The organism is Exiguobacterium sp. 17-1 (assembly GCF_023096305.1).
GTDB classification, from domain to species: domain Bacteria; phylum Bacillota; class Bacilli; order Exiguobacteriales; family Exiguobacteriaceae; genus Exiguobacterium_A; species Exiguobacterium_A sibiricum_A.
The window spans coordinates 583,618-605,739 of the sequence record NZ_JALIGJ010000002.1 but is presented as its reverse complement, the minus strand read 5'-3'; the positions used below and the strand labels follow the sequence as shown (position 1 = coordinate 605,739).

Sequence of the window (22,122 nt, the reverse complement as noted above, 5' to 3'; positions counted from 1 at the left end):
AACAAAAAAAGACCAAATCGTCGAAAGACGATTTGGTCTAAAAGAGACTTACGTTAAATCTACTTTTTTGTTGATTTCGTTTGAGTCATCGTTGCCGACTGCTTTTTTCAACAGTTGTTTGACGGATTTTGTTGTATTTCCAGTTTCCCAATATTCAGCGCCTTCCGTGTTGACCTTGATCAAGACGACTTTTGGATCTTCGTATGTCGTACCGAGGTACGCTTCATAACGTGGGCTCCACAGTTCTTTTTTACGGGCCACGTCTTCGACGAATTCCGCTTTCCCGCGAATCGAGACATATGATTTGTCGACATACGCGACGTTGACGTTCGGATTTTTAAGAATTTCGTTATATTTGCCTGTTTCTTTTGATGTAAGGAACCAGAGATCGCCATCGAACTCGATATCCTGAGTTTGCATTGGACGTGAGACAAGACCTTCATCAGAGACGGTCGTCAGCATCGCCGTTTCGATTTTATCGATTAATTTTTTGACCGTTTCGACAGCTTCTTGGTTTGATGTATGATTCGTTGACATGAAAAACACCTCATCCTTTAAGTTTTTGTTGCGGCTACTTTAAGAATGTTCCCTGAATTTCAAATTGAAAACGTCGCCATCCGGTAAACAGGCAGTTTTATTGCATTCGATTATCCGACAGGCGTACAGTTTAAGCATGAAGTCAACATCATAGGGAGAGATTATAGATGAAATTAAGTATTTTAGACCAGTCGCCGGTCTCAAAAGGACAGACGCCATCAGAAGCTTTACATGAAACGGTTGAACTTGCGAAGATTGCCGATGAACTCGGTTATACGCGGTTATGGGTATCGGAACATCACTTTGCGAAAACACTTGCCGGATCAAGCCCGGAAGTTCTGATCGCCTACATGGCTGCCGTTACGAAACAGATCCGTCTCGGTTCAGGTGGCGTCATGCTACCGCATTACAGCCCGTATAAAGTCGCCGAGAACTTCCGTGTCCTCGAAGGTCTTGCACCGAACCGGATTGATTTGGGACTCGGTCGGGCACCGGGCGGCATGCCGCTCGCAACCCGCGCACTCCAGGAAGGGTCGTCACCGCGGTTCGGTGGAGCCGACTACGGCGCACAACTCGATGATCTCGTCGATTATTTAAAAGACGGGGCACCGGCTGATCACCGGTTTGCAGGACTCGTCGCAACACCGGAAGTCGATACGACACCAGAAGCCTGGTTGCTCGGATCAAGCGGCGGCAGTGCCTTGAATGCCGCGCAACGCGGATTCGGATTCGCCTTTGCCCACTTCATCAACGGACAAGGCGGGCAGGAAGTGATGGATTACTACCGTCATAACTTCATGGCGACGTCGTTCAACGCGACACCGCAAACACTTGTCTCAATTTTCGTAACGTGTGCCGAAACGACGGAAGAAGCGGAAAGATTGGCTTCAAGTCTTGATTTGTCTTTGCTCCTGCTTGAGAAAGGTGTCTCGTCAACAGGCACACCGACTCCGGAGGAAGCAGCCGCTTACCAGTACTCGTTCCAGGACCAGTTCCGGATTGCCGAAAACCGGAAACGGATGATTGTCGGAAACCCGGAAGATGTGGCGCGTCAGCTACAAAATCTCGCCGACTCTTACGGAACGGATGAAGTGATGATTGCTTCGATGATTGCCGACAAGGACGCGAAACAACAATCGCTCCGTCTGATTATGGACGCAGTCAAAGCAACGGTTTAATGAATGAAGAACGTTCATCTCAGCTCGCTGGGGTGGACGTTTTTTCATGCCCGGGAAGAGATGCCTTCGTAAAGCCTTCCGTCCGGACGTCGTGGCGCAAGTGGAAGAATCCGACACCAACCGTTACGAGTAAACCAAACGAACTGATAGCGAGAATCAGAGTGAGTGAAACGTAATCACTTAAGAAGCCGAATAACAGCATACCGAGTGGAATGATGCCCATCGCAAGGGATTCCATGACGCCGATGACCCGCCCTAAGTATGCAGGGTCTGTTTGACGTTGGACGAGCAGTTGAATTGGAATATTTGCCCGGAGGAGAATGAATCCGACGATGAAAGAAAAAACGAAAAAGTAACCGAATATCCAGTTTGATGGGATGACGTCGAGTAACGGTAAGACAGGTGAAAGAAACAACATGCCGACTAAAGCAATTGACTGAAACAATGTCATCAACGGACGCTTGATTGTGAAGCTGGGAAGAGCAAGCATCAGGGAGCTGAGCAACAGGCCGGCACCTAAAGCCGCTTCAATCGTTCCGAATTGGAAAGCGGTGAAGCTAAGGCGGTCGAGCAGGATAATCGGATAGATGACTTCCAAGGCAATGAAAAAGAAATTCAAGACAAGTGCCATCAAGATGAGTGTCGTCAGGACACGTTGCTTGAATAAATAGCTGTAGCCTGACTGAAAGTCTGTCCAAAATGAAGGTGAGCTTTCTTCACGGGCAGAAGGGATGATTCGAAATGTCAGGCTGGCGTTCCAAATCGCGGCTAAGGCGAATAACGTGAGTGGCAAGAGAGCAAAAAGATGGATTGGCGCAAAAGCCAACAGGAAACCGGCAAGCATCGGAGCAACAATTGAGGAAAGGGAACTGATACTTGAAATGAGGGAATTACCACGCTGTAATTCCGCATCATCGATCAGGCGCGTCAATGAACTCATCAAGGTGACGGAAAGAAATGTCGACAGAGCAGTCAAAAGGGCGCTGACAATCATGTAATGAATCGTATGGACAGGAAAAAAGGTCGCGTAACTTGCAAATACGGTGAGTATGAAGGCACTCGATGCCTCAGTCGTGACGATGATTTTTTTCCGGTTCCAGCGATCAGACAGAACACCGGCAACGGGGGATAACAGAATCCGCGGCAGTGTCCCGGCGAGTAAAACAAGTGCGAACTGAAGCCCGGACGACGTTTCCCGTAACACGGTCAGACCGGCGATAAATGTAAACAGACTGGCGGCAAATAACGAACAAAACTTACCGAACAGCAACCGTTGTAAATTTTTCGACATCATAATTCCTCCTTTTTGTTCAATTAAATTGAACTTTCCTTTATACTAGAGGAACAGGGAATGAATGTAAATACGAAAGTTAAATTTAATTGAACTTATTTGATATGTGAGGTGCCACCGATGCTTGGACAACGCATTAAAAGTGTACGGAAAGCAAAAAAAATGACGCAGTCTGATGTCGCAGACGGCATCATGACGAAGTCGATGCTCAGTATGATCGAGAACGAAAAGGCGACACCGTCCTTACCGGCGTTACAATCGATTGCCAAACGTCTGAATGTCTCCATCGACGAGTTATTGATTGATCCGCGTGCCGTCGAAATGAAGCAAATGATTGAAAAAATCAATTCGGCTGCAAGCGGTTATTATGCGGAAGGACAGATTGTGACGATGCTTGAGCCGTATTTAGAACCCGCCATCCATTCTTACTGGCAAGGACAAATTTATTACGAGTACGGAAGTGCATTACGTTTTTCCGATACGGAAAAAGGCTTATATTACTTCGATCTGGCAGAAGACGTATTTAAACAGCTCGGATTGCGGGATGAACAGATTAAAGTACAGATTTCAAAAGTGTATTTTTTATTTTTCCTACGCCGCTACGAAGAAGCGTACCGAAAGATTGACGGGATGATGATTTTTCAAGATGTCCCGCTTGCGCATGAAACGTTTCTTGACTATCAAATGTTACAGGCGATTCGTGTCAGTGTGATTAACGATAATTGGAGTCAGTCGATCGTTTTCTTACGGGAAGGGATCCGCTATATGCGGGAGAAGGGTGTCTACAGTGATGTCAGTAACTACCACCGGCTGCTTGCCCTATTTTTAAGTTTGGAAGAGGACTATGAAGCAGCAGAATTTGAACTCGAAAAATTACGGCATTTCTTTTTGTTCACGGAAGCAACGGCACTTGATCAAATCCTTGTCGACTTGACGAAAGGATCAATCGCCGTCCACCGTGAGGATTACGTCGGAATTCGTGAGGCACGTGAACGGCTGATCGAAGTCGAGATTGAAGCCTGTCTTCATTACATCGGATATTTCGAAGTCTATCTTTGTTTGTGGAATGATTCAAAAGAGACACTCACATTTGATCTGCAGAGCGCCGTTTCGAAAATTTGGAGGAATGCGCACTTATGGCGGGCCGGTGGTGAGTATGATCACGCGATGATGTTATATGCGCTCGCGTTTGCGATGCGGGCCGGAGTTGGATTAGACCGTCAAGCAGAAGTGGAAGAATTGACAAAACAATTATCACCTGGTCATTTCAAACAAAAAATTGAGCATACCTTAGCGGAATTAACGTAAAAAAACAGGACCAATCGGGATATCACCCAGTTGGTCCTGTTGGATTAAAGTGCTTTAAAACCAAGTAATTTTTGTGTCCAGTAACGCTCAGACAGGCGACTGATCCCGAGTGACGGTGTGTTGGCATGAATGAACTGATCGTTGTTCAACATGATGCCAATGTGCGTCGGACCGGCTGCATACGTATTTTCGAAGAAAATAATGTCGCCGCGGACCGGTTGACGTAATTTCGATAACTTTTGACCGAGGTAGCCGTCATTGTTCCAATAGCCGTTAACATTCGTCCGGCCCACTTTGTAGCCGGCCGTATTCAGCGCATAGTTGATGAAACCGGAGCAATCGAATCCACCGTTGACAGGGCTGCTTGAACCCCAAACGTACGGCGTGCCGAGATATTGTTGACCGATGGCGATGGCTTTTTCCATGATACCTGATGCCGGAATCGTCGTCGTTGGCGGCGTGACCGGTGGTGTTACCGGAGCTGTGACGGAGCCGGTCGTAATGTAGCTCTTCGCAACGTAGTAATAAGCGGTCCCGATTTTAATCTGGTACCAACCAGCAGACGTTCCTGTTGTTTCACCAGAAACCTGAACAGTGGATCCGTGTGCGAGTTGTGTAAAGACGGTCGATGCCGTCGATGGAGCGGTCCGGACATTTAAGCCGGTCGGCGCATCGACTTTATACGTTTTCGACTGGTCGACCGGTGTGACCGAAACACCCGGTGTCGAAGGGGGCGGCGGTGGTGTATCCTTAGCCGTCGCTGAGACATAACTCGAAGCGACATAGAGGTCTTTTCCATCGAGCTGGATTTGATACCATTTATCAAGCGATCCCGTTACTTTTAAGACAGTTTTATGCGGTAACGTCTTGTAAATCTTACCTGTCGTTGAAGCCGACAGACGGGCATTCAACCCTTCTTTTGCGTTGACTTCATATTGTTTTGACGAATCGACAGCTTTGACGGCAGTGGAGACAGGTGGTGTCACCGGTGTCGTGACCGGAGGTTTTGATCCTGTCGTCACCGTCGATGTTTTAGCGGTGACCAGCGTCGTATGGACATAAGCGGATTTGTTTTTATAATTGATTTCGTACCATTCATCGGTTTTCTTTTTAACGGAAAGACTGACGTTTTTCGCCAGTTTACCAAGCGATTTCGAAGTGGTCGTTGCTTTCTCACGCACATTGACGGACGAGGTATTCGTTATGTAGGTCGTTGTTGTCGGTGCTTTTACTGGAACGGTCTTGACGTAAGCGGCAGTGATGAAAGCTTTTTTGGATTGATGACGAATCTCGTACCAGGATCCGGTCTTCTTGACTGCGGTGACGGTTGTTCCTTTTTTTAGGGTGGTAATGACTGGAGCGGAAGTAGTGGCAGCAGTCCGGATGTTGACGTTGTCTGTCAAGATGAGTGTCGTTGATGCGGCTTCGACGCCGGTAGCTGAGCTGATCAGCGCAAGTGTCGTCAAAGTGAGAAAAGTCTTTTTCACGTAGTGTGGCTCCCTTCCGAATGATGAATCTAGTTCGATCATGAATCGAATCGTTGTTACCATTTTGTCATAAGAGTTCGGGGATTTACCTGTTTTTAAAATATATTTTTTGAGAAAGAAATTCGAACTATTTTCAAAAAAAGAAGCAGGATTTGTAAACGAGAATTATTTTCAGTAATCCTGTACACTAAAGATAATTTGAGAGGAGGACTCGCATGTTAAAACGGTTTTATCACTATTACATACCGCATAAACGGTTGTTTTGGCTTGATTTTTCATCCGCCTTGTTCGTTGGACTGCTTGAGCTGGCCTTTCCGCTTGCCGTCAAATGGTTCATCGATTCGTTGCTACCAGAAGGGGAGTTGAACTGGATTATTTTAGTTAGTGTCGGATTACTCGGCTTGTATGTCATCAGCACGCTGATGCAGTTCGTCGTCAACTACTTTGGGCATAAGCTCGGGATCAACATCGAGACGGATATGCGGCGTCAATTGTTTGGTCACGTCCAAAAGCAATCATTCCGTTTTTTTGACAACACTAAAACGGGACATATCATGAGCCGGATCACGAATGATTTGTTTGACATCGGTGAACTGGCTCACCATGGTCCGGAAGATGCCTTTATTGCCGTCATGACATTACTCGGTGCCTTCTCGATCATGATGACGATCAATGTGCCGCTTGCACTGGTTACGATTATTGCCGTTCCCTTCCTGATCTGGTTGATCAGCTATGCCAATGTCCGGATGAACCGGTCATGGGACCGGATGTACGGTAACATTGCCGAAGTCAACTCCCGGGTCGAGGACAGTGTGTCCGGAATCCGTGTCGTCCAATCCTTTACGAATGAAGCCCATGAGGTGGCGCGGTTCGAAAAAGACAATGCGACGTTCCGGCAGTCGAAGATCAATGCCTACAAAGTCATGAGTACGAGTTTGTCCGGGATTTATCTGACGACACGTCTGATGACGCTCGCTGTCCTCGTCGTCGGAGCTTATCTCAGCTATACAAAAAAACTCAGTTATGGCGAACTCGTCGGTTTTATTCTCTATATGAACATCTTATTGAAACCGATTGATAAGATTACAGCACTCTTGGAACTGTATCCGAAAGGAATGGCGGGCTTCAAACGTTTTCTAGAAATGATTGATCATGATGAAGAACTGAAGGATGCTCCGGACGCCATTCACGTCTCGACGTTACGCGGCGCGATTCGGTTTGATGACGTCAGCTTCGGTTATGAAGCGGATCGTTTGATCTTAAAAGACATCAGTCTGTCGGTCGAACCAGGACAGACAATTGCTTTCGTTGGTACATCGGGTGCCGGGAAAACGACGATTTGTTCATTGATTCCGAGGTTTTATGATGTCACGGACGGTGCGATTACGATTGACGGCATCGACATCCGTCAGATGACAAAGTCGTCGCTGCGGCAACAGATCGGCATCGTTCAACAGGATGTCTTCCTGTTTTCTGGTACGATTGCTGATAATATCGCCTACGGGAATTTGACGGCAAGTCGGACTGACATCGTCGAGGCGGCAGAACGGGCGCATCTTGGACAGATGATTGCTGATTTACCGGACGGATACGATACCGAAATCGGTGAGCGGGGATTAAAGCTGTCCGGTGGACAAAAACAACGGTTGGCCATCGCCCGGATGTTCTTGAAAAATCCGCCGATTCTGATTCTTGATGAAGCAACGTCGGCCCTCGATACCGAGACGGAAGCCATCATTCAGGAATCGCTTGCTGAATTATCGAAAAATCGGACGACACTGATCATCGCGCACCGCCTGGCAACGATTCGTCAAGCAGACCGTATTCTGGTCGTTACGAAAGATGGAATCGTCGAAGACGGGACACACGAAGAGTTGGTCGAAAATGGAGGATATTTCTCACGACTCCTTGATCGGCAACGCGTCTGAACAAAACCGGAAGACACATCATCGTCAGGATGATTGCGACTTCCGGTTTTGTTGTTTTCTTTAGCATGTGGAAGAAAGGCGGAATGATTTTACAGGAACCGGGAACATATAAGAGAAGGGAGGACGGGAAGATGTATGGTTTGTTTTGTGAAAACTACGATGAGACGTATTCAACGTTACACGGGGAATCTTCACATGATTTCCACCGCTTTTTTGCCTTGTCATATACGATTCATGATACGGTCTTTGACAAATTCGCTTATGACCGGATGATGCAGATCGTCAAACAAAAGACGACCCGCTTTTCAGCCCTACGCAGCCGGTATACGCCGCTTTTGATCTCCCACATTCAGTTAAACAGTACCGAACCGGAGCGATTGCTCGAACGGGTCATCGAAGCGGAACGTCATATCAAACGACGCTTCATTAAAGAAAAAGCAGTCCGTCCGTTCTTTGCGCTCGGTGAAGTCTTGAATCGCGAACTGGGAATCGACGCCTTTCCGATCGTGGAACAACTTCGACAAACACGTCCTGTCCTCAATCTTGCTAAACAGTATGTGGTGACCTCGACGCTGATGGAGACCAGCCAATTGCCTGACGCTTTCGTCGAAACTGTCGAACAGGCCGAACGATGGCTGGAACGATGGATGAAACCTTCAAGCGAACGTTTGATGACGGCACAAATTTTAGCCGCATCTGGCGAAATCGACAGCCAAAAAAAGCGGATTCAATCCTGGTGCGAAATGATGGAAGAACGGGAGCTCCGAATTTGGGATCGGATCTTCCCATTACTGGCATTACTTGAGACAACCGAGCGGGTCGATATGATTTATGTGACGCGAGTCGTCGACCGGGAGCGGTCCCGGAACCGCTTTTCGGATGAGGTTAATTGGTTGATTGCGTTTCATCTTTTGCTCGCGAAAAACGGTCAAAGTCGTCTGCAGTCGGCCTTACTTATTTTAGCGACGCTCGAGCTGACGAAAAAACCGTGAGAAACAATCAAAACAGATCCCCGGCGAATTCGCCGGGGATCTGTTTTGATATGTCTGATGATTAGTCAAACGTCGTGAAGGTTGCATGTTGTTCCACCGGATACAATTCTTTGCCGGCGACATCGTTTAAGATGAGTTGATTGCGCGAAACAGACATGCCAAGGTTATCAGCTGCCGGACCGTGCGACAGTTCGAGGTTCGTTGTCGCATACAAATGATGATTTGTTGAAACAGTTCGGCTAATCCGGTAGTTGGCATCGACCTTCCATGCCTGCTGTTCGCCTTCAAACTCGATCTCAAGTCGATTGATGAAGCGGGGAAGAGACGGGACGAACCCGGTCGCAGCGACGACAGCACCGGTTGTTGACGTCCGCTGATCATTCAGTTCGGTATGCCGCATGGTGATGGTAAAGTCCGAGTCATATGAAATCTGATTGACTTCCAGATTGGCACGGATTTTTACACGCTGTTGTTCTTCGTTGGATAAATCATATAAATGTTCATAGATGGCTTGCAATGTTTCCGGACTAATCCCGTTTTGTGACCGGGCGAATTTTGTGACTGCTTCTTGTCTGACGGCTAACGGCAGACTGTTAAAATAACGGACGTAACTCGGAGAAAAGATTTCTTCGCCCAGTTTGCCGGTTTCAAGTGTTTCAAAAATCGTCGAACGGGAGATCCATTCGAGTTCAAATGTCTCTTTCCGGTCACTCGTCAGCAGATCGAGGAAGATTTCGGCCGCACTTTGACCAGAACCAACGATACTGACTTTATCCTGTTGCAGGATGGCTTCTTTTTCCATGACGTATTGGGTGTTGTGGATGACTCCTTTGTCAAAGCTCGCCGGAATCGAAGGTTTTGAACCGGTCCCAAGCACGACGTTTCGTGTTTCGTAAGTCGTCCGTTTACCGGTCGCGACTTCTTCGACCAATACTTCATAACTGTCACCTGTATCCTGAATATCGATGACACGGGTAGAAAAATGTAAATCTTCAAGTTGAGTCGAGACCCATTTCAAGTAGGAATTATATTCTTGTCGAGAAATAAGTAATTTTTCATAAAAATAAAACGTATGCAAACGGTTGATGGATCGTAAATAGTTCAGATACGTAAAAGGACTGGTCGGATCGGCCAATGTGACGAGATCGGAAATGAAGCTTGTCTGCATCATCGAATCTTTAATCATCATCCCGGGGTGCCAGGAAAATTGTTCGCTTTCATCAAAAAATAATGTTCGTAAAGGTGTCGGATGAGCCAGAGCACTTAACCCTAGATTCATCGGTCCGATACCTACGCCAATCAAATCATACATAAAAAAAGCCTCCCAATCGATATTGTTATAAAACAATACCCGATATGGGAGGGGGTTGAAACGTATCTTGTCAGTTGTTTACAGTTGGTCCGTTGTCGTTGTTTTTGTCGAGACGTTCAGTTCTTTACCGTCACGGATGATGGTCAAAGTGACATTTCCATCGGATTTAATAAGCGCCGTCTTGATATCGACAAAACTCTTGATTTCTTCATTGTTGATTTTCGTGATGACATCACCAGTTTTTAATTTAGCGGAGGCAGCAGGGCTGTTCGGCTCGACGGACATGACGACGACACCTGTTTTTTGTGATTCCGGCAGTTTAACTTGATCGAGCAGGTAACCGGCAGGGAAGGCTGAGACATCCTGCAATGAGACACCAAGCGTTGGGTGTTTCACTTCACCGTTTGTCTCGAGCTGTTTTAAAATCGGTAAGGCATCATCAATCGGGATGCTGAAGCCGACCCCTTCGACCCCGGTCTCAGCAATCTTCATCGAGTTGATTCCGACCAGTTGTCCTTGTTCATTAATCAAGGCACCACCGGAGTTCCCCGGATTGATGGCGGCATCGGTCTGGATGACCGTTGTATTGAAGTCATCCTGTCCATCCTTGTTCGTATCGACTGGAACGGTCCGGTCGTTTGAGCTGACGATTCCGCGGGTCACGGAGTTTTGGAACTCACCGAGCGGATTCCCGATCGCAAGGACGGTTTGACCGGCTTTCAAATCAGCCGATTTTCCAAGTGTGATGACGGACGGGACATCACTGGCATTGACTTCCAACACTGCTAAATCATACGTTTCGTCACTGCCTAATAATTTGGCACTGAGTGTTTTTCCATTGTTTAACGTGACTTCGAGTTTAGAGGCACCGTCGACGACGTGGTGATTCGTGATGATGTAGGCTTTGCCGTCTGCTTTTTTATAGATGACACCTGAGCCGGAACCCGCTGCTGCTTCTTCCTGACTCATCGAATTACCTGATTGATAGTTCGTGACCGTGACGACAGATTTTTGTGCCGTTGCGACGGCATTCGTCACCGGATCGCTTGTCGTCGTCGAAATTTGTTTTGGCATACCGTTTGAGAGTGGCGTATCGGCGACTTGCTGTTCTTGATCCATCAAAATCGGAAAGGCGACCGTCGCGGTAAGTACAGCACCGATGATGCCTCCGGTAAGTCCCGGTAAGAGTTGTCTTGTTTTTCCTGCCATCGAAATCCATCCCTTCATGTGGTGTTTTTTCTAATATTAATGTATCAGATTTAATCGAACGGAATGAAATTACGGTGGTTTTTCCAAAATGCCTCATCATTCCCCATAATTCGACAACAATCTCAAACAGTTGAGTAGAGCCGGTCAGTTCGGTACACTGAATGTGTTTCGTACTTAAGTAACCGACTTAGTCACAAAGGGAGAGATTCAGATGAAGTATGTACTACGTGTTCTGTACGGTGCCGGTTTATTGTTTGCCGGAATCGGTCATTTCCGGAATGAAAAGGGATTTGTTAAGATTATGCCCGCTTTCATCCCGTTCAAACGTTTTTTCGTCCAAGTGACAGGTGTCATCGAAATCCTGTACGGTTTGATGTTGCTGTCCGGACGGGGCGTTGATTGTGTTCGCAAGACGTTACCGGCGTTTTTATATGCCGTCTTACCGGCGAATATCAACATGGCGGTCAATCCGAAACCGGTTAACGGGAAAACATTACCGGCTTGGGGATTATGGGGTCGTTTGCCGTTACAGTGGGTCTTGATTGCCTTTGCTAAACGCTTGAAATAGAGACGCACGGGATGGAGCACGGACAGAATAAAAGGGTTATCCGGAAGCGGAACAACTGCTTTCGGATAACCCTTTTTGTTATTCAATTAAAAACGTTTTTCGACTGCGAGAATGGCTGCATTAGCAATATCTTCGTATGTCGAGTCGTTCGGGTGGAACTGATCGCTTGAAAGATCACGTTTGACATCACGGACGAGGTTGAACGTATCGATGATTTCGATATCGTATTTCAGACCAAGTGTCCGGGATTTAGCGTTCCAGTCCTGGACGATTGCGTCAAACGCTTTGCCGTTTTCACTGGCGCGGAACGGATTATAGAGTCCGACATAGAAGATGACGGCATCCGGGTTTTCTTCCCGCAAGATGCGGAACGTTTTGGCAAGGTTGGTTTGAGCCGTTGTAATTGTAGCACCTGTCTTTTTGGCATCAAAGTTTGCGACCCCTTCACCACGATTAAACAAATCGTTACCGCCAATCGTCACCGAGATGACTTTTGCTTGGGACAACGTACGACGGACTTCTTTTTGTTTCAATTGTTTTAAGAGATCTTCCGTCCGGGCACCGCTGACGGCAAGATTTTGGAAACGTTCGACGCGGTCATTTTTGACAAGATCGCGACCGACGATGGCGGCATAACTGTTTCCGTTTGAGGCACCGACACCACGTGTCAGGGAGTCACCAAGTGCGACATAGGTACCGCCCTTTTTAACCGGGTCTTCCTTTGTCGGCGTCAAGACAGCCCGTTTCGGGGGATTGACGACATCGCTATAGGCACTGGCAAAACCGTACCCGAAGACTGCCGTTAAAATAAGAGAAACTATTAAAAAAAGTGGCCAAAGATATCGTTTCATGAACCGTTCCTCCTTTTGCTATTACTATGATTGTAGCAAAACTTTTCGAAATGTGCGGTTTTGAAGTGTTCCAATAAGGTAAATCATTCATTATTCCGCTAGAATGGATAGTAAGAGGTGAGAGACGTGAAACCAACTGTAAAATTAGAATCAGTCACAAAAGTCATTGGAAAGAAAACAATCATCGATAATATTTCATTTGAAATCTTCCCCGGTGAAGTATTCGGATTCCTCGGACCCAACGGTGCCGGAAAGACGACGACGATCCGGATGCTTGTTGGTTTAATCAAACCGACATCCGGTAAAATCACCGTCTGCGACTTTGATGTGCGCAAACAATTTGTGCAAGCGATGCAACGAATCGGTTCGATTGTTGAAAACCCGGAGCTCTATAAATATTTAACGGGGCGCGAAAATCTGCAAGTCTTTTCACGGATGTTACCAAACGTCGATGAAGCCCGGATTCAGGAAGTCATCGATTTGGTCGATTTGACAGCACGGGTCGACGATCAAGTCCGGACGTATTCGCTCGGTATGCGTCAGCGTCTCGGGATTGCCCAAGCCTTGCTTGGCCGTCCGGATGTCTTGATTCTTGATGAACCGACGAACGGACTCGATCCAATGGGGATTCGTGATTTACGCCAATTCATCCGGAAGCTGGTTGATGAAACGGGCTTATCAGTCCTTGTCTCAAGTCATATCCTGGCGGAAATCGAGATGCTGGCGGATCGTGTCGCCATCATGAGTTACGGGAAAATCGTCCAGGTCGGAACGGTCAAGGAACTGGTCGAGTCACTTGCACCGGGTGTTGACTGGCGTGTCGATGATGCCTTCAAGGCGAACGAAATCCTGTCGGCGTCTCCTGACGTCCAAGTCTCGGAAATCGTCGACGCGAATACCGTCCATACGTTAATGGACGCCAGCAAGACACCAACGCTCAACAAACAATTGTTTGAAGCGGGCGTCGAAGTGTGGACGATCGAACGGAAAGTCCAGACGCTCGAAGATCTCTTCATCACATTGACAGGAGGAGATCATATTGCGTAATCCGAACATGCTCGGACTGATCCGAAACGAAGTCATGAAGATTGCCTCGAAAAAACGGTTTGCCGTCGTCGCCATCATCTTAGTTGTCCTCGTCTCGATGTTTACGTATGCCCAGTATCGGGACATTCAAGAGCAAATCAAGAAGCAAGGTACACTCGACTGGCGTGTCGAATTGCAACAAGATATCGTCGATACGCAAAACCGTTTGGCCTCAAGCAGCATTCAAGACGAGTTTCGTCAGTTTCTAGAGTTTGACTTAAAACAAAATCAATACTATCTCGATAATGACATCAATCCGAATTATCCGGGGGCACCAACCTTCATCCGGATATTCTTCTCTCAAGGATTGACGCTGATTCTCCCGCTCTTCATCATCGTCATCATGGCGGATATCGTCAGCGGGGAACAAAATGACGGAACGATCAAGACCTTACTGTCCCGTCCCGTCCGCCGCTGGAAAATTTTGATGGCGAAATGGCTGACAACGTTGTTGTATACGTCGATGCTGATGGCCCTGACCGCCGCTGTTTGTTATGCGATTTCCGGAATCGTCCTTGGATATGACGGGTGGACCGCACCGATACTGACCGGATTCCAAGCCTCACCGAGCGGAACGTTCTCGACCGAATTCGTGCATACGATTCCGATGTGGGAATATCTGTTGATGGCGATTGGTCTCGCCTGGATCGTCACTGCGGTCGTCGCGACGATTGCCTTGATGGTATCCGTGCTCGTCAAAAACACGGCAACCGGTATCGGAATCATGATGGCCGTCTTGATTTCCGGCACATTGTTGACGACACTTGGTTCAAGTTGGACGAGTTCGAAATATCTCGTCAACGTGAACTTTGGCTTAATCAACTACCTGGATGGACAAGCACCGCCGATTGAAGGGATGACGTTACCGTTTTCGCTCGCTGTCTTACTCTGTTGGACAATTGGCGCATTGATTGTGGCGTTCTGGAACTTCACGCAAAAAGATATGTACTGATTTCAGTCTAAACGAAAAAAAAGTCCCTTCTCCGTAATGGAAAAGGGACTTTTTGCAGATGTCGGGCATCTGCGTGGAATCAAGAGGGGAATCCCTCTTAAAAGAAGCCGATGCAGGTCAGCTTCTGCGCTACGCAACAATCGTACTTTTATCATAGCGATTCCAGTAATTGGTGTCAAACCTGCTTGAAAGGGTTTACGAACGCCTGGATTTGTCAAAAGGTATGTAAAGACGACAGAGGAGGTGCCAAACATGGCTGATTGGGGAATTATGCTGACAGGCTTAGTCATTTGTGGGTGGTGTGTATTTAGCGCGGTCTATGACGACTTTATCCGCCGTGTCTAACAGAACTCATTGAACCGTCTCCTTTCATAAAGGTGGCGGTTTTTTTGTCGTGTCTGAGCTGGAGGCAGATATGATACACTGACTACAAACACGTATAAGCTAGGAATGGTGATGTCATGAGTAAACAGCCCGTCATTGTCATCGTTGGGCCGACCGCCGTCGGAAAAACGAAGACAGGGATTGAATTAGCAAAAAAATTAAACGGCGAAATCATTTCGGGTGACTCCGTTCAAGTCTACAAACAGATGGACATCGGATCAGCGAAGGTGACGCATGAAGAAATGGAAGGGATTCCGCATCATCTGCTTGATCTGGTTAATCCGGATGACGAGATGAGTGTTGCCCGTTTCCAGACGTTAGCCCGTACGGCAATCGATGAAATTGCGGCGAAAGGTAAGTTACCGATTATCGTCGGCGGGACAGGGCTTTATATCCGGGCGATTTTGTATGATTATCAATTTACCGTCCAGGCGGAAGATAAGGCATTACGGCAGGAGTTAGAACAGTTTGCCAAAGATGAGGGCGCACAAGCCCTCCATGATCGTTTGCGGCAGCTTGATGCAACCCGGGCGGATGCGATTCATCCAAACAATGTCCAACGGGTCGTCCGGGCGATTGAAGTCGCGATGAGCGGACAAACGCAAGTCTCGGGCAGTGAACCAAGTTTGTACGACAGTCTGTTGTTCGTCTTACATATGGAGGACCGGGACCAATTGTATGCCCGGATCGACCAGCGTGTCGACCTGATGCTCGAGCAAGGACTGCTGACGGAAGTCGAGCAACTGGTCGCAGCCGGTTATAAGGAAACGAAAGCGATGCAGGCGATCGGCTACAAGGAAATCATGCCGGTGTTGGATGGCGCGCCGATTGAGCCGGCTGTCGACGCGTTAAAGCGCAACACCCGCCGCTTCGCAAAACGGCAATTGACCTGGTTTCGCCATCAATTTGACGGAAATTGGATTGAAATGGGAAGGCTTTCATTTGAAGAAAACTTCAAAATTATCTATGATAGAACAGTAGGGTTTCTGAAAGCGGTTAAATCGGAGTAGCCTGACGTAAAAAAACAGATAAAAATAGAGGGGGCACGGGGGCTTATGAAGGCAACGTACAACATTCAAGACTATTTCTTAAATCAATTGCGTAAAGATTCAGTTCCGACAACAGTATTTTTAATCAGCGGGTATCAGTTACGGGGATTGATCAAGTCGTTTGATAATTTCACCGTCATTTTGGAATCAGAAGGCAAACAACAATTGATTTACAAGCATGCCATCTCGACATTCGCACCGGCACGGAATGTGACGTTGTATGAACAAGAGGCGGAAACGGAAGAAGTCACACGTTAAAAAAAGACGGCCGGGGGGCCGCCTACTCGATGGGACAATGCTACGGCGTTGTTCCTTTTTTTGTTACAACAAATCCTTCAGCCCGTCGACCGCTTCCGCATAACGCCGGAGCGAAACTTCTTTATAGAGACAAGTCTTCGTCAACCGTTCCTCTTTCGTTAACTCTTCGAGATACGTTCCGAGAATGAAACTGTTCCGCAACATCGACGGCGTGATAATCCGTTTGTTATCGGACCGTTCGTTTAACTGGCGCATCATCTTCGTAATCATGACGATCGACAATTGTTTCGGGGCATTTTTACTGTAGACCCAGCGGAACGTCATCCGCGAGAAGTCAAAGGCGACGAAAAACGGATCGGTTGAGTGATACCGGGGACGGACCGGTTCCGGAATCGTCTTTAAATAGGTGAGCATTAAATCCTGATCGTCACGTTCGAGATTCAACAGGTAGGCATTACCAAGCCGGTCATGAACGGTCATCTCCCGCTGTGCAAAATTCAAGTCCTGCATCTTCAGACCGATGATGTGATGGACGCGAAGACCGTAACGGTAAAAGAGCCGTAAAATCAGTTCGTTCCGGTCAATCAAATACGGCCGTGCGACGAGTTGATGGTCCGTCAAGCCCCGGTCGGAACGGTTCGTCCGGATCAGTTGCTCGTATTCGGCTAGTGACGCGACATGGTGCGGTGTCAGCTCATGTGTTGGCTGGGCATATTCGATCAGCTTCGATTTTGTCTGACGAATCTGGTAGTTCAGCTGATTGAGGACGGTGACAATCCTGGCGACCGTTGCCTGTTGATACAACTTTTCTTCAATCAGATAGTCATTGATGAACGTTTTCCACGTCTCGAGCGGAATCGCCTTGAAGTCGTCGATCGTTTCGAGGGGCTGATCGACTTCCGTCATATAACGGTGGATTTCAATCAAATCATAGCGGTAACGCCGGATCGTCGAGTCCTGCCTGCCGCTCGCGCTGAGGAAAAACAGATACCGTTCGATGAATTCCGGCAAGGTATAGTCAAGCCGTTCGCGTGCCATAACAGACCTCCTGTATAAGATGCTTTTCTCTATCATAAACCGAACGGATGTTTCCTGTCCAAAAATGTTCAGACGACAGGTCCATGTGGTATGATTAGGAACGCAGAAGGTTTGTTATTTTGAAAGGAATGATTATATGTCAGAACGCGTCATCGTCGTCGGTTGTCAGCTCCCCGGTGTGCCGGATCATATTTATGAAGAATCGGTCGCGGAGCTCGAAGCACTCGTTACGACTGCGCACGCCGTCGTGGTAGGACGACTCGATCAAAAGCGTCAATCGATCGACCGCCGCACGTTTATTGGAAAAGGGAAGGTCGAGGAACTTGTTGCGTTGGCACAGGAACTTGAACCGGATTTGATTATTTTTAATGCCGAAGTCACACCGGGACAGATGAAAAACATCCGGATTGCCCTCGAAGATCCGGAATCAATCAAATTGATTGACCGGACCCAGTTGATTCTCGATATCTTCGCCGGCCGTGCCCAGTCGCGGGAAGGGAAGCTCCAAGTCGAACTCGCCCAGATGAGTTACCTGCTGCCGCGCTTGAGCGGACAAGGGACGCAGTTGTCTCGGCTCGGCGGTGGAATCGGGACACGTGGTCCCGGAGAATCAAAACTTGAGACCGACCGCCGGCACATCCGTCGTCGTGTCGACGAAATCAAGAAACAGCTCGAAACATCGGTTGCCCACCGTGCCCGCTACCGCGAACGCCGGAAAGAAAACCAGACGTTCCAAATCGCGCTCGTCGGTTATACGAATGCCGGGAAGTCAACGATCTTCAACCGGTTGACCAATGCCGACACATACGAGAAAAATGAATTGTTCGCGACACTCGATCCGTTGACACGTCAGTTCGACTTGCCGGAAGGCGGGCAGATTCTCTTGACCGATACCGTCGGATTCATTCAGGATTTGCCGACGAAACTGATTGCCGCGTTCCGCTCGACACTCGAAGAAGTGCTTGAGGCGGACTTGATCATTCATGTCATCGATGCGTCAAGCGAACATTATCTCAATCAGATGCAGACAACAAATGATGTACTCGATGAACTTGGAGCCGGGGATATCCCGCAACTCGAAGTCTTCAATAAAAAAGATCAACTGACGGACTTGTTCACAGGTGGGAAATTGTTGATTTCGGCACTCGATCCGGCGGATATCGAACGCCTGACCGTTGAAATCGAAAAAGCGATCAGTGAGATTCTCGAATATCTCGAAATCCGGATTCCGGTCAACGCGTTTGCCCATTACAATCCGGCAAAAGAAGTCATGATGAATTTAACAGAACAATATGAAGAGGACGGATCCGTGACCTTAAAAGGCTATTTGCGCAAAGATACACGTCTGTACTCGACATTGAAACAATACGAGGTGTAAGCATGTTTACAGAGTTAACGCATTATGAAACAATTCGTCCGTTCGTCGAGCGGGCGGAAGAAAAAATCGCACCAGGCATTCGCAAGGCACAACAAGTCGCGGAACAGAACCAGTTCCGTGTCCTGAATGCCTTCCGGGAACATAAAGTGAGTGATTTTCACTTCATGCCGTCGACCGGTTACGGCTACAACGACGAAGGACGCGATAACCTTGAACGGATTTATGCATCGGTATTCGGAGCGGAAGCCGGACTGTGCCGGGCACAAATCATCAGCGGGACTCACGCAATCGGCATCGCCTTGTTCGGTTTGTTGCTGCCGGGGGATGAACTGCTGTATATCACCGGTAAACCGTACGATACGTTAGAAGAAATCGTCGGCATCCGCGGTGACGGCCGCGGCTCGTTAAAAGAACTCGGTGTCACGTATGACGTCGTCGAGATGAAACAGGCAGAGACGATTGATCTTGAGGCGGTTCTCGACCGGATCACGGACAAAACGAAAGTCATCGGGATTCAGCGTTCCAAAGGGTATGCGACGCGCCGGAGTTTACCGGTCGCGGAAATCGGTCAAGCAATTGAAGCAATCAAAGCGCAATATCCGCACGTGATTGTTTTCGTCGACAACTGTTACGGTGAATTTGTCGAACCGATCGAACCGACCCATGTTGGTGCCGATTTGATGGCGGGTTCACTGATCAAAAATCCGGGTGGCGGTCTCGCGAAGACGGGCGGCTATCTCGTCGGACGCCGTGATTTGATTGAACGCGCGTCGTTCCGGATGACGACACCGGGAATCGGGGCCGAGGCCGGTCCGTCACTGTATTCGCTGCAGGACATGTATCAAGGGTTCTTCATGGCTCCGCATACGGTCAGCCAGGCGCTGATGGGGGCGATGTTCACATCGAGCATGATGGAACAGTTCGGATTCGATACGGCACCGCATTATGCAGCGGAACGGACGGATTTAATCCAGTCGGTGTCTTTCCATGCCCCGGAACCGATGATTGCCTTTTGTCAGGCAATCCAAGCGGCGTCTCCAGTCAATGCGCAAGCATTGCCGATTCCGGACTATATGCCGGGTTATGCGGACGATGTCATCATGGCTGCCGGAACGTTTATTCAAGGGTCATCGATCGAATTATCGGCAGATGGTCCGATTCGGGCGCCATATACGGCATATGTCCAAGGCGGACTAACTTACAGTCACGTCAAAATTGCGATTGTCTCGGCCGTCAATCAACTGATGGATCAACAATTGATTCAGCCGCAACAGGTTTAAAAAAATAGCTTGATGTGAAAAGACCTCTGTTACGCAGGACGTCTGACTTGTAAGAAAGTCGTGTTAACTTTCCTTACATCTCTTGACAACTTGCCTCACAGAGGTTTATTCTCATGAGGTAAGGAAAAAGGAGGAACGAAATGGCAGACTTATCACGACAGTCCAAGCCACTATTCCCCATCGGAGTCGTTCAAGAGTTGACCGCGTTATCTGCCCGACAAATCCGATATTACGAAGAACAAGGATTGATCAAGCCGGAGCGGACAGAGACGAAACGTCGCCTCTATTCGTTCAACGATGTCGATCGCTTGTTGACGATCAAGGAATATCTGGACCAGGGACTGAATATCGCAGGGATCAAAATGATTTTTGACAATGATCTTGTCAAACGGGAACGAGTTGCGGAGAAGGTCGTTACGACCCGTCCGGAATTATCTGATGGCGAATTGTATAAACTCCTGAAAAATGAATTGCAGGAAGCAGGGCGGCATGGAAAAACGTCACTCATTCAAGGTGAGCTCGGACGATTTTTCAAGTAAGCACCTGTTACCATATAAAAAAGAGCCGGAGAGGGGATTTGTCACATGACACGTCGCAACATTACACGAGAAGACATTATGAAAATCGCTAAAGCTGAGGATGTACGTTTTATTCGTTTACAGTTCACAGATATCCTCGGTACAATCAAGAACGTTGAAATTCCAGTCAGCCAATTGGAAAAAGCACTTGATAACAAAATGATGTTCGATGGTTCATCAATCGAAGGATTCGTCCGAATTGAAGAATCAGATATGTATCTCTTCCCAGACCTCAACACATGGGTGGTCTTCCCATGGACAGAAGACGGAACGGGTAAAGTCGCACGTCTCATCTGTGACATCTACAATCCAGATGGCACACCGTTTGCCGGAGATCCGCGTGGTCAACTCAAACGGGTACTTAAAGAAATGGAAGAGCTTGGGTTCACTTCATTCAACGTCGGTCCTGAGCCTGAATTCTTCTTGTTCAAGAAGGATGCAAACGGTCGTCCGACACTTGAACTCAATGACCAAGGTGGTTACTTCGACTTAGCACCAGTCGATCTCGGTGAAAACTGCCGTAAGGAAATCGTCATCGAGCTTGAAAACATGGGCTTTGAAATCGAAGCATCTCACCATGAAGTCGCACCAGGACAACACGAAATCGACTTCAAATATGCGGATGCGATCACGACAGCGGATAACATCCAGACGTTCAAACTCGTTGTTAAGACAATTGCAGCGAAACATAACTTACACGCGACATTCATGCCAAAACCACTTTACGGTGTTAACGGTTCAGGAATGCATGCCAACATGTCCCTCTTTAAAGGCAACGAAAATGTCTTCTTCGATGAAGGAAACAGCAACATGCAACTGTCTGACGATGCTCGTGCGTTCACGGCTGGTATCTTGAAGCACGCACGTGCCTTCACAGCAGTCTGTAACCCGACAGTCAACTCGTACAAACGACTTGTTCCAGGTTATGAAGCACCTTGCTACGTGGCATGGTCAGCCCGTAACCGTTCACCACTCGTCCGTGTACCGGCAGCACGTGGTCTCTCGACACGGATTGAAGTCCGTTCAGTCGACCCGGCAGCCAACCCGTACTTGGCACTTGCGACATTGCTCGCTTCAGGTCTTGACGGAATCAAGAACAACTTGACAGCACCGGCTCCAATCGACCGTAACATCTACGTGATGGACAAACCGGAACGTGTGGCAAACGGCATTGACGATCTTCCGTCAACACTCAGCCATGCCCTCGAAGTCTTAAAAGCGGATGATGTCGTCATGCACGCACTTGGCGAACATATCGCAGAGCACTTCGTTGAGTTGAAAGAAATCGAATGGGATATGTTCCGTACGCAAGTCACGGAATGGGAACGCGATCAGTATATGGTCTTGTTCTAATCTAAATGATGAAAAATGAATGAAAAACAGGCTAAGAATAGTCAATACGCTTTTGTATTGCTTTTCTTAGCCTTATTTTTTTAGGGAGGGATTGCAATGACTAAG

General features: G+C 47.9%; 20 protein-coding genes. 13 read left to right on the top strand and 7 right to left on the bottom strand.

Features of this window, described 5'->3' with window-relative positions:
• Positions 1-48: 48 nt before the first annotated feature.
• Positions 49-537 (bottom strand): pyridoxamine 5'-phosphate oxidase family protein, encoded by a 489-nt coding sequence (locus tag MUN34_RS08915; protein WP_026828766.1) that lies wholly within the window; start codon positions 535-537, stop codon positions 49-51.
• 167 nt (positions 538-704) lie between these two features.
• Here MUN34_RS08915 and MUN34_RS08910 point away from each other — a divergent pair, with 167 nt between their 5' ends.
• The gene (locus MUN34_RS08910) at positions 705-1,715 is read left to right on the top strand and encodes an LLM class flavin-dependent oxidoreductase (RefSeq protein WP_026828765.1); all 1,011 of its coding nucleotides are present in this window, start codon (positions 705-707) and stop codon (positions 1,713-1,715) included.
• Positions 1,716-1,734: 19 nt separating this feature from the next.
• On the opposite strand, the gene MUN34_RS08905 is transcribed toward MUN34_RS08910, so the two are convergent.
• Positions 1,735-3,006 carry an MFS transporter gene (locus tag MUN34_RS08905; protein WP_247857584.1) on the bottom strand — a complete coding sequence of 424 codons (1,272 nt, stop codon included), beginning with the start codon at positions 3,004-3,006 and terminating at the stop codon, positions 1,735-1,737.
• 120 nt (positions 3,007-3,126) lie between these two features.
• Here MUN34_RS08905 and MUN34_RS08900 point away from each other — a divergent pair, with 120 nt between their 5' ends.
• Positions 3,127-4,314 carry a helix-turn-helix domain-containing protein gene (locus MUN34_RS08900; protein ID WP_247857583.1) on the top strand — a complete coding sequence of 396 codons (1,188 nt, stop codon included), beginning with the start codon at positions 3,127-3,129 and terminating at the stop codon, positions 4,312-4,314.
• Between the two features lie 44 nt (positions 4,315-4,358).
• Here the strand turns inward: MUN34_RS08900 and MUN34_RS08895 are convergent, their stop codons facing one another.
• On the bottom strand, positions 4,359-5,801 hold the full coding sequence (locus MUN34_RS08895) for a C40 family peptidase (protein WP_247857582.1): 1,443 nt from the start codon (positions 5,799-5,801) through the stop codon (positions 4,359-4,361).
• A gap of 215 nt (positions 5,802-6,016) precedes the next feature.
• Here MUN34_RS08895 and MUN34_RS08890 point away from each other — a divergent pair, with 215 nt between their 5' ends.
• Together MUN34_RS08890 and MUN34_RS08885 are read left to right on the top strand one after the other, a co-directional pair.
• The gene (locus tag MUN34_RS08890; RefSeq protein ID WP_247857581.1) at positions 6,017-7,729 is read left to right on the top strand and encodes an ABC transporter ATP-binding protein; all 1,713 of its coding nucleotides are present in this window, start codon (positions 6,017-6,019) and stop codon (positions 7,727-7,729) included.
• Positions 7,730-7,860: 131 nt separating this feature from the next.
• Positions 7,861-8,721 carry a DUF4003 family protein gene (locus tag MUN34_RS08885; protein ID WP_247857580.1) on the top strand — a complete coding sequence of 287 codons (861 nt, stop codon included), beginning with the start codon at positions 7,861-7,863 and terminating at the stop codon, positions 8,719-8,721.
• A gap of 61 nt (positions 8,722-8,782) precedes the next feature.
• Here MUN34_RS08885 and MUN34_RS08880 read toward each other — a convergent pair whose 3' ends face one another.
• Together MUN34_RS08880 and MUN34_RS08875 are read right to left on the bottom strand one after the other, a co-directional pair.
• Positions 8,783-10,033, bottom strand: coding sequence for a lysine N(6)-hydroxylase/L-ornithine N(5)-oxygenase family protein (locus MUN34_RS08880; protein ID WP_247857579.1), 1,251 nt, complete (start codon positions 10,031-10,033; stop codon positions 8,783-8,785).
• Positions 10,034-10,111: 78 nt separating this feature from the next.
• Positions 10,112-11,242, bottom strand: a complete 1,131-nt coding sequence (locus MUN34_RS08875; RefSeq protein WP_247857578.1) for a S1C family serine protease — start codon at positions 11,240-11,242, stop codon at positions 10,112-10,114.
• Positions 11,243-11,453: 211 nt separating this feature from the next.
• Between MUN34_RS08875 and MUN34_RS08870 the strand changes: the two genes are divergently transcribed.
• Positions 11,454-11,810 carry a DoxX family protein gene (locus MUN34_RS08870; protein WP_026828757.1) on the top strand — a complete coding sequence of 119 codons (357 nt, stop codon included), beginning with the start codon at positions 11,454-11,456 and terminating at the stop codon, positions 11,808-11,810.
• An 86-nt stretch (positions 11,811-11,896) separates the two neighbouring features.
• Here the strand turns inward: MUN34_RS08870 and MUN34_RS08865 are convergent, their stop codons facing one another.
• Complete coding sequence (locus MUN34_RS08865; RefSeq protein ID WP_247857577.1) at positions 11,897-12,661, bottom strand: SGNH/GDSL hydrolase family protein; 765 nt, start codon at positions 12,659-12,661, stop codon at positions 11,897-11,899.
• A 126-nt stretch (positions 12,662-12,787) separates the two neighbouring features.
• On the opposite strand from MUN34_RS08865, the gene MUN34_RS08860 reads away from it, so the two are divergent.
• The 4 genes from MUN34_RS08860 (at position 12,788) to hfq (ending at position 16,390) form a co-directional block, all read left to right on the top strand.
• Positions 12,788-13,708, top strand: a complete 921-nt coding sequence (locus MUN34_RS08860; protein ID WP_026828755.1) for an ABC transporter ATP-binding protein — start codon at positions 12,788-12,790, stop codon at positions 13,706-13,708.
• On the top strand, positions 13,701-14,699 hold the full coding sequence (locus MUN34_RS08855) for an ABC transporter permease (protein WP_147512469.1): 999 nt from the start codon (positions 13,701-13,703) through the stop codon (positions 14,697-14,699). The genes MUN34_RS08860 and MUN34_RS08855 overlap by 8 nt, the downstream gene beginning before the upstream one ends.
• A 461-nt stretch (positions 14,700-15,160) precedes the next feature.
• Entirely contained in the window at positions 15,161-16,093 is a 933-nt protein-coding gene (gene miaA, locus MUN34_RS08850; RefSeq protein ID WP_247857576.1) for a tRNA (adenosine(37)-N6)-dimethylallyltransferase MiaA, read from the top strand.
• Between the two features lie 45 nt (positions 16,094-16,138).
• On the top strand, positions 16,139-16,390 hold the full coding sequence (gene hfq / locus MUN34_RS08845; protein WP_114596193.1) for an RNA chaperone Hfq: 252 nt from the start codon (positions 16,139-16,141) through the stop codon (positions 16,388-16,390).
• A 63-nt stretch (positions 16,391-16,453) separates the two neighbouring features.
• Here hfq and MUN34_RS08840 read toward each other — a convergent pair whose 3' ends face one another.
• The gene (locus MUN34_RS08840; protein WP_247857575.1) at positions 16,454-17,428 is read right to left on the bottom strand and encodes a site-specific recombinase; all 975 of its coding nucleotides are present in this window, start codon (positions 17,426-17,428) and stop codon (positions 16,454-16,456) included.
• Positions 17,429-17,564: 136 nt separating this feature from the next.
• Here MUN34_RS08840 and hflX point away from each other — a divergent pair, with 136 nt between their 5' ends.
• The 4 genes from hflX to glnA all read left to right on the top strand — a co-directional run bounded on the left by hflX (position 17,565) and on the right by glnA (position 22,017).
• Entirely contained in the window at positions 17,565-18,806 is a 1,242-nt protein-coding gene (gene hflX / locus MUN34_RS08835) for a GTPase HflX (RefSeq protein ID WP_026828750.1), read from the top strand.
• 2 nt (positions 18,807-18,808) lie between these two features.
• Positions 18,809-20,086: a methionine gamma-lyase family protein gene (locus MUN34_RS08830; protein WP_247857574.1), complete on the top strand. Its 1,278-nt coding sequence runs from the start codon at positions 18,809-18,811 to the stop codon at positions 20,084-20,086.
• Positions 20,087-20,226: 140 nt separating this feature from the next.
• Positions 20,227-20,625: a MerR family transcriptional regulator gene (locus MUN34_RS08825; RefSeq protein ID WP_026828748.1), complete on the top strand. Its 399-nt coding sequence runs from the start codon at positions 20,227-20,229 to the stop codon at positions 20,623-20,625.
• Between the two features lie 45 nt (positions 20,626-20,670).
• Complete coding sequence (gene glnA / locus MUN34_RS08820; protein WP_026828747.1) at positions 20,671-22,017, top strand: type I glutamate--ammonia ligase; 1,347 nt, start codon at positions 20,671-20,673, stop codon at positions 22,015-22,017.
• The last annotated feature ends 105 nt before the right edge of the window (positions 22,018-22,122 follow it).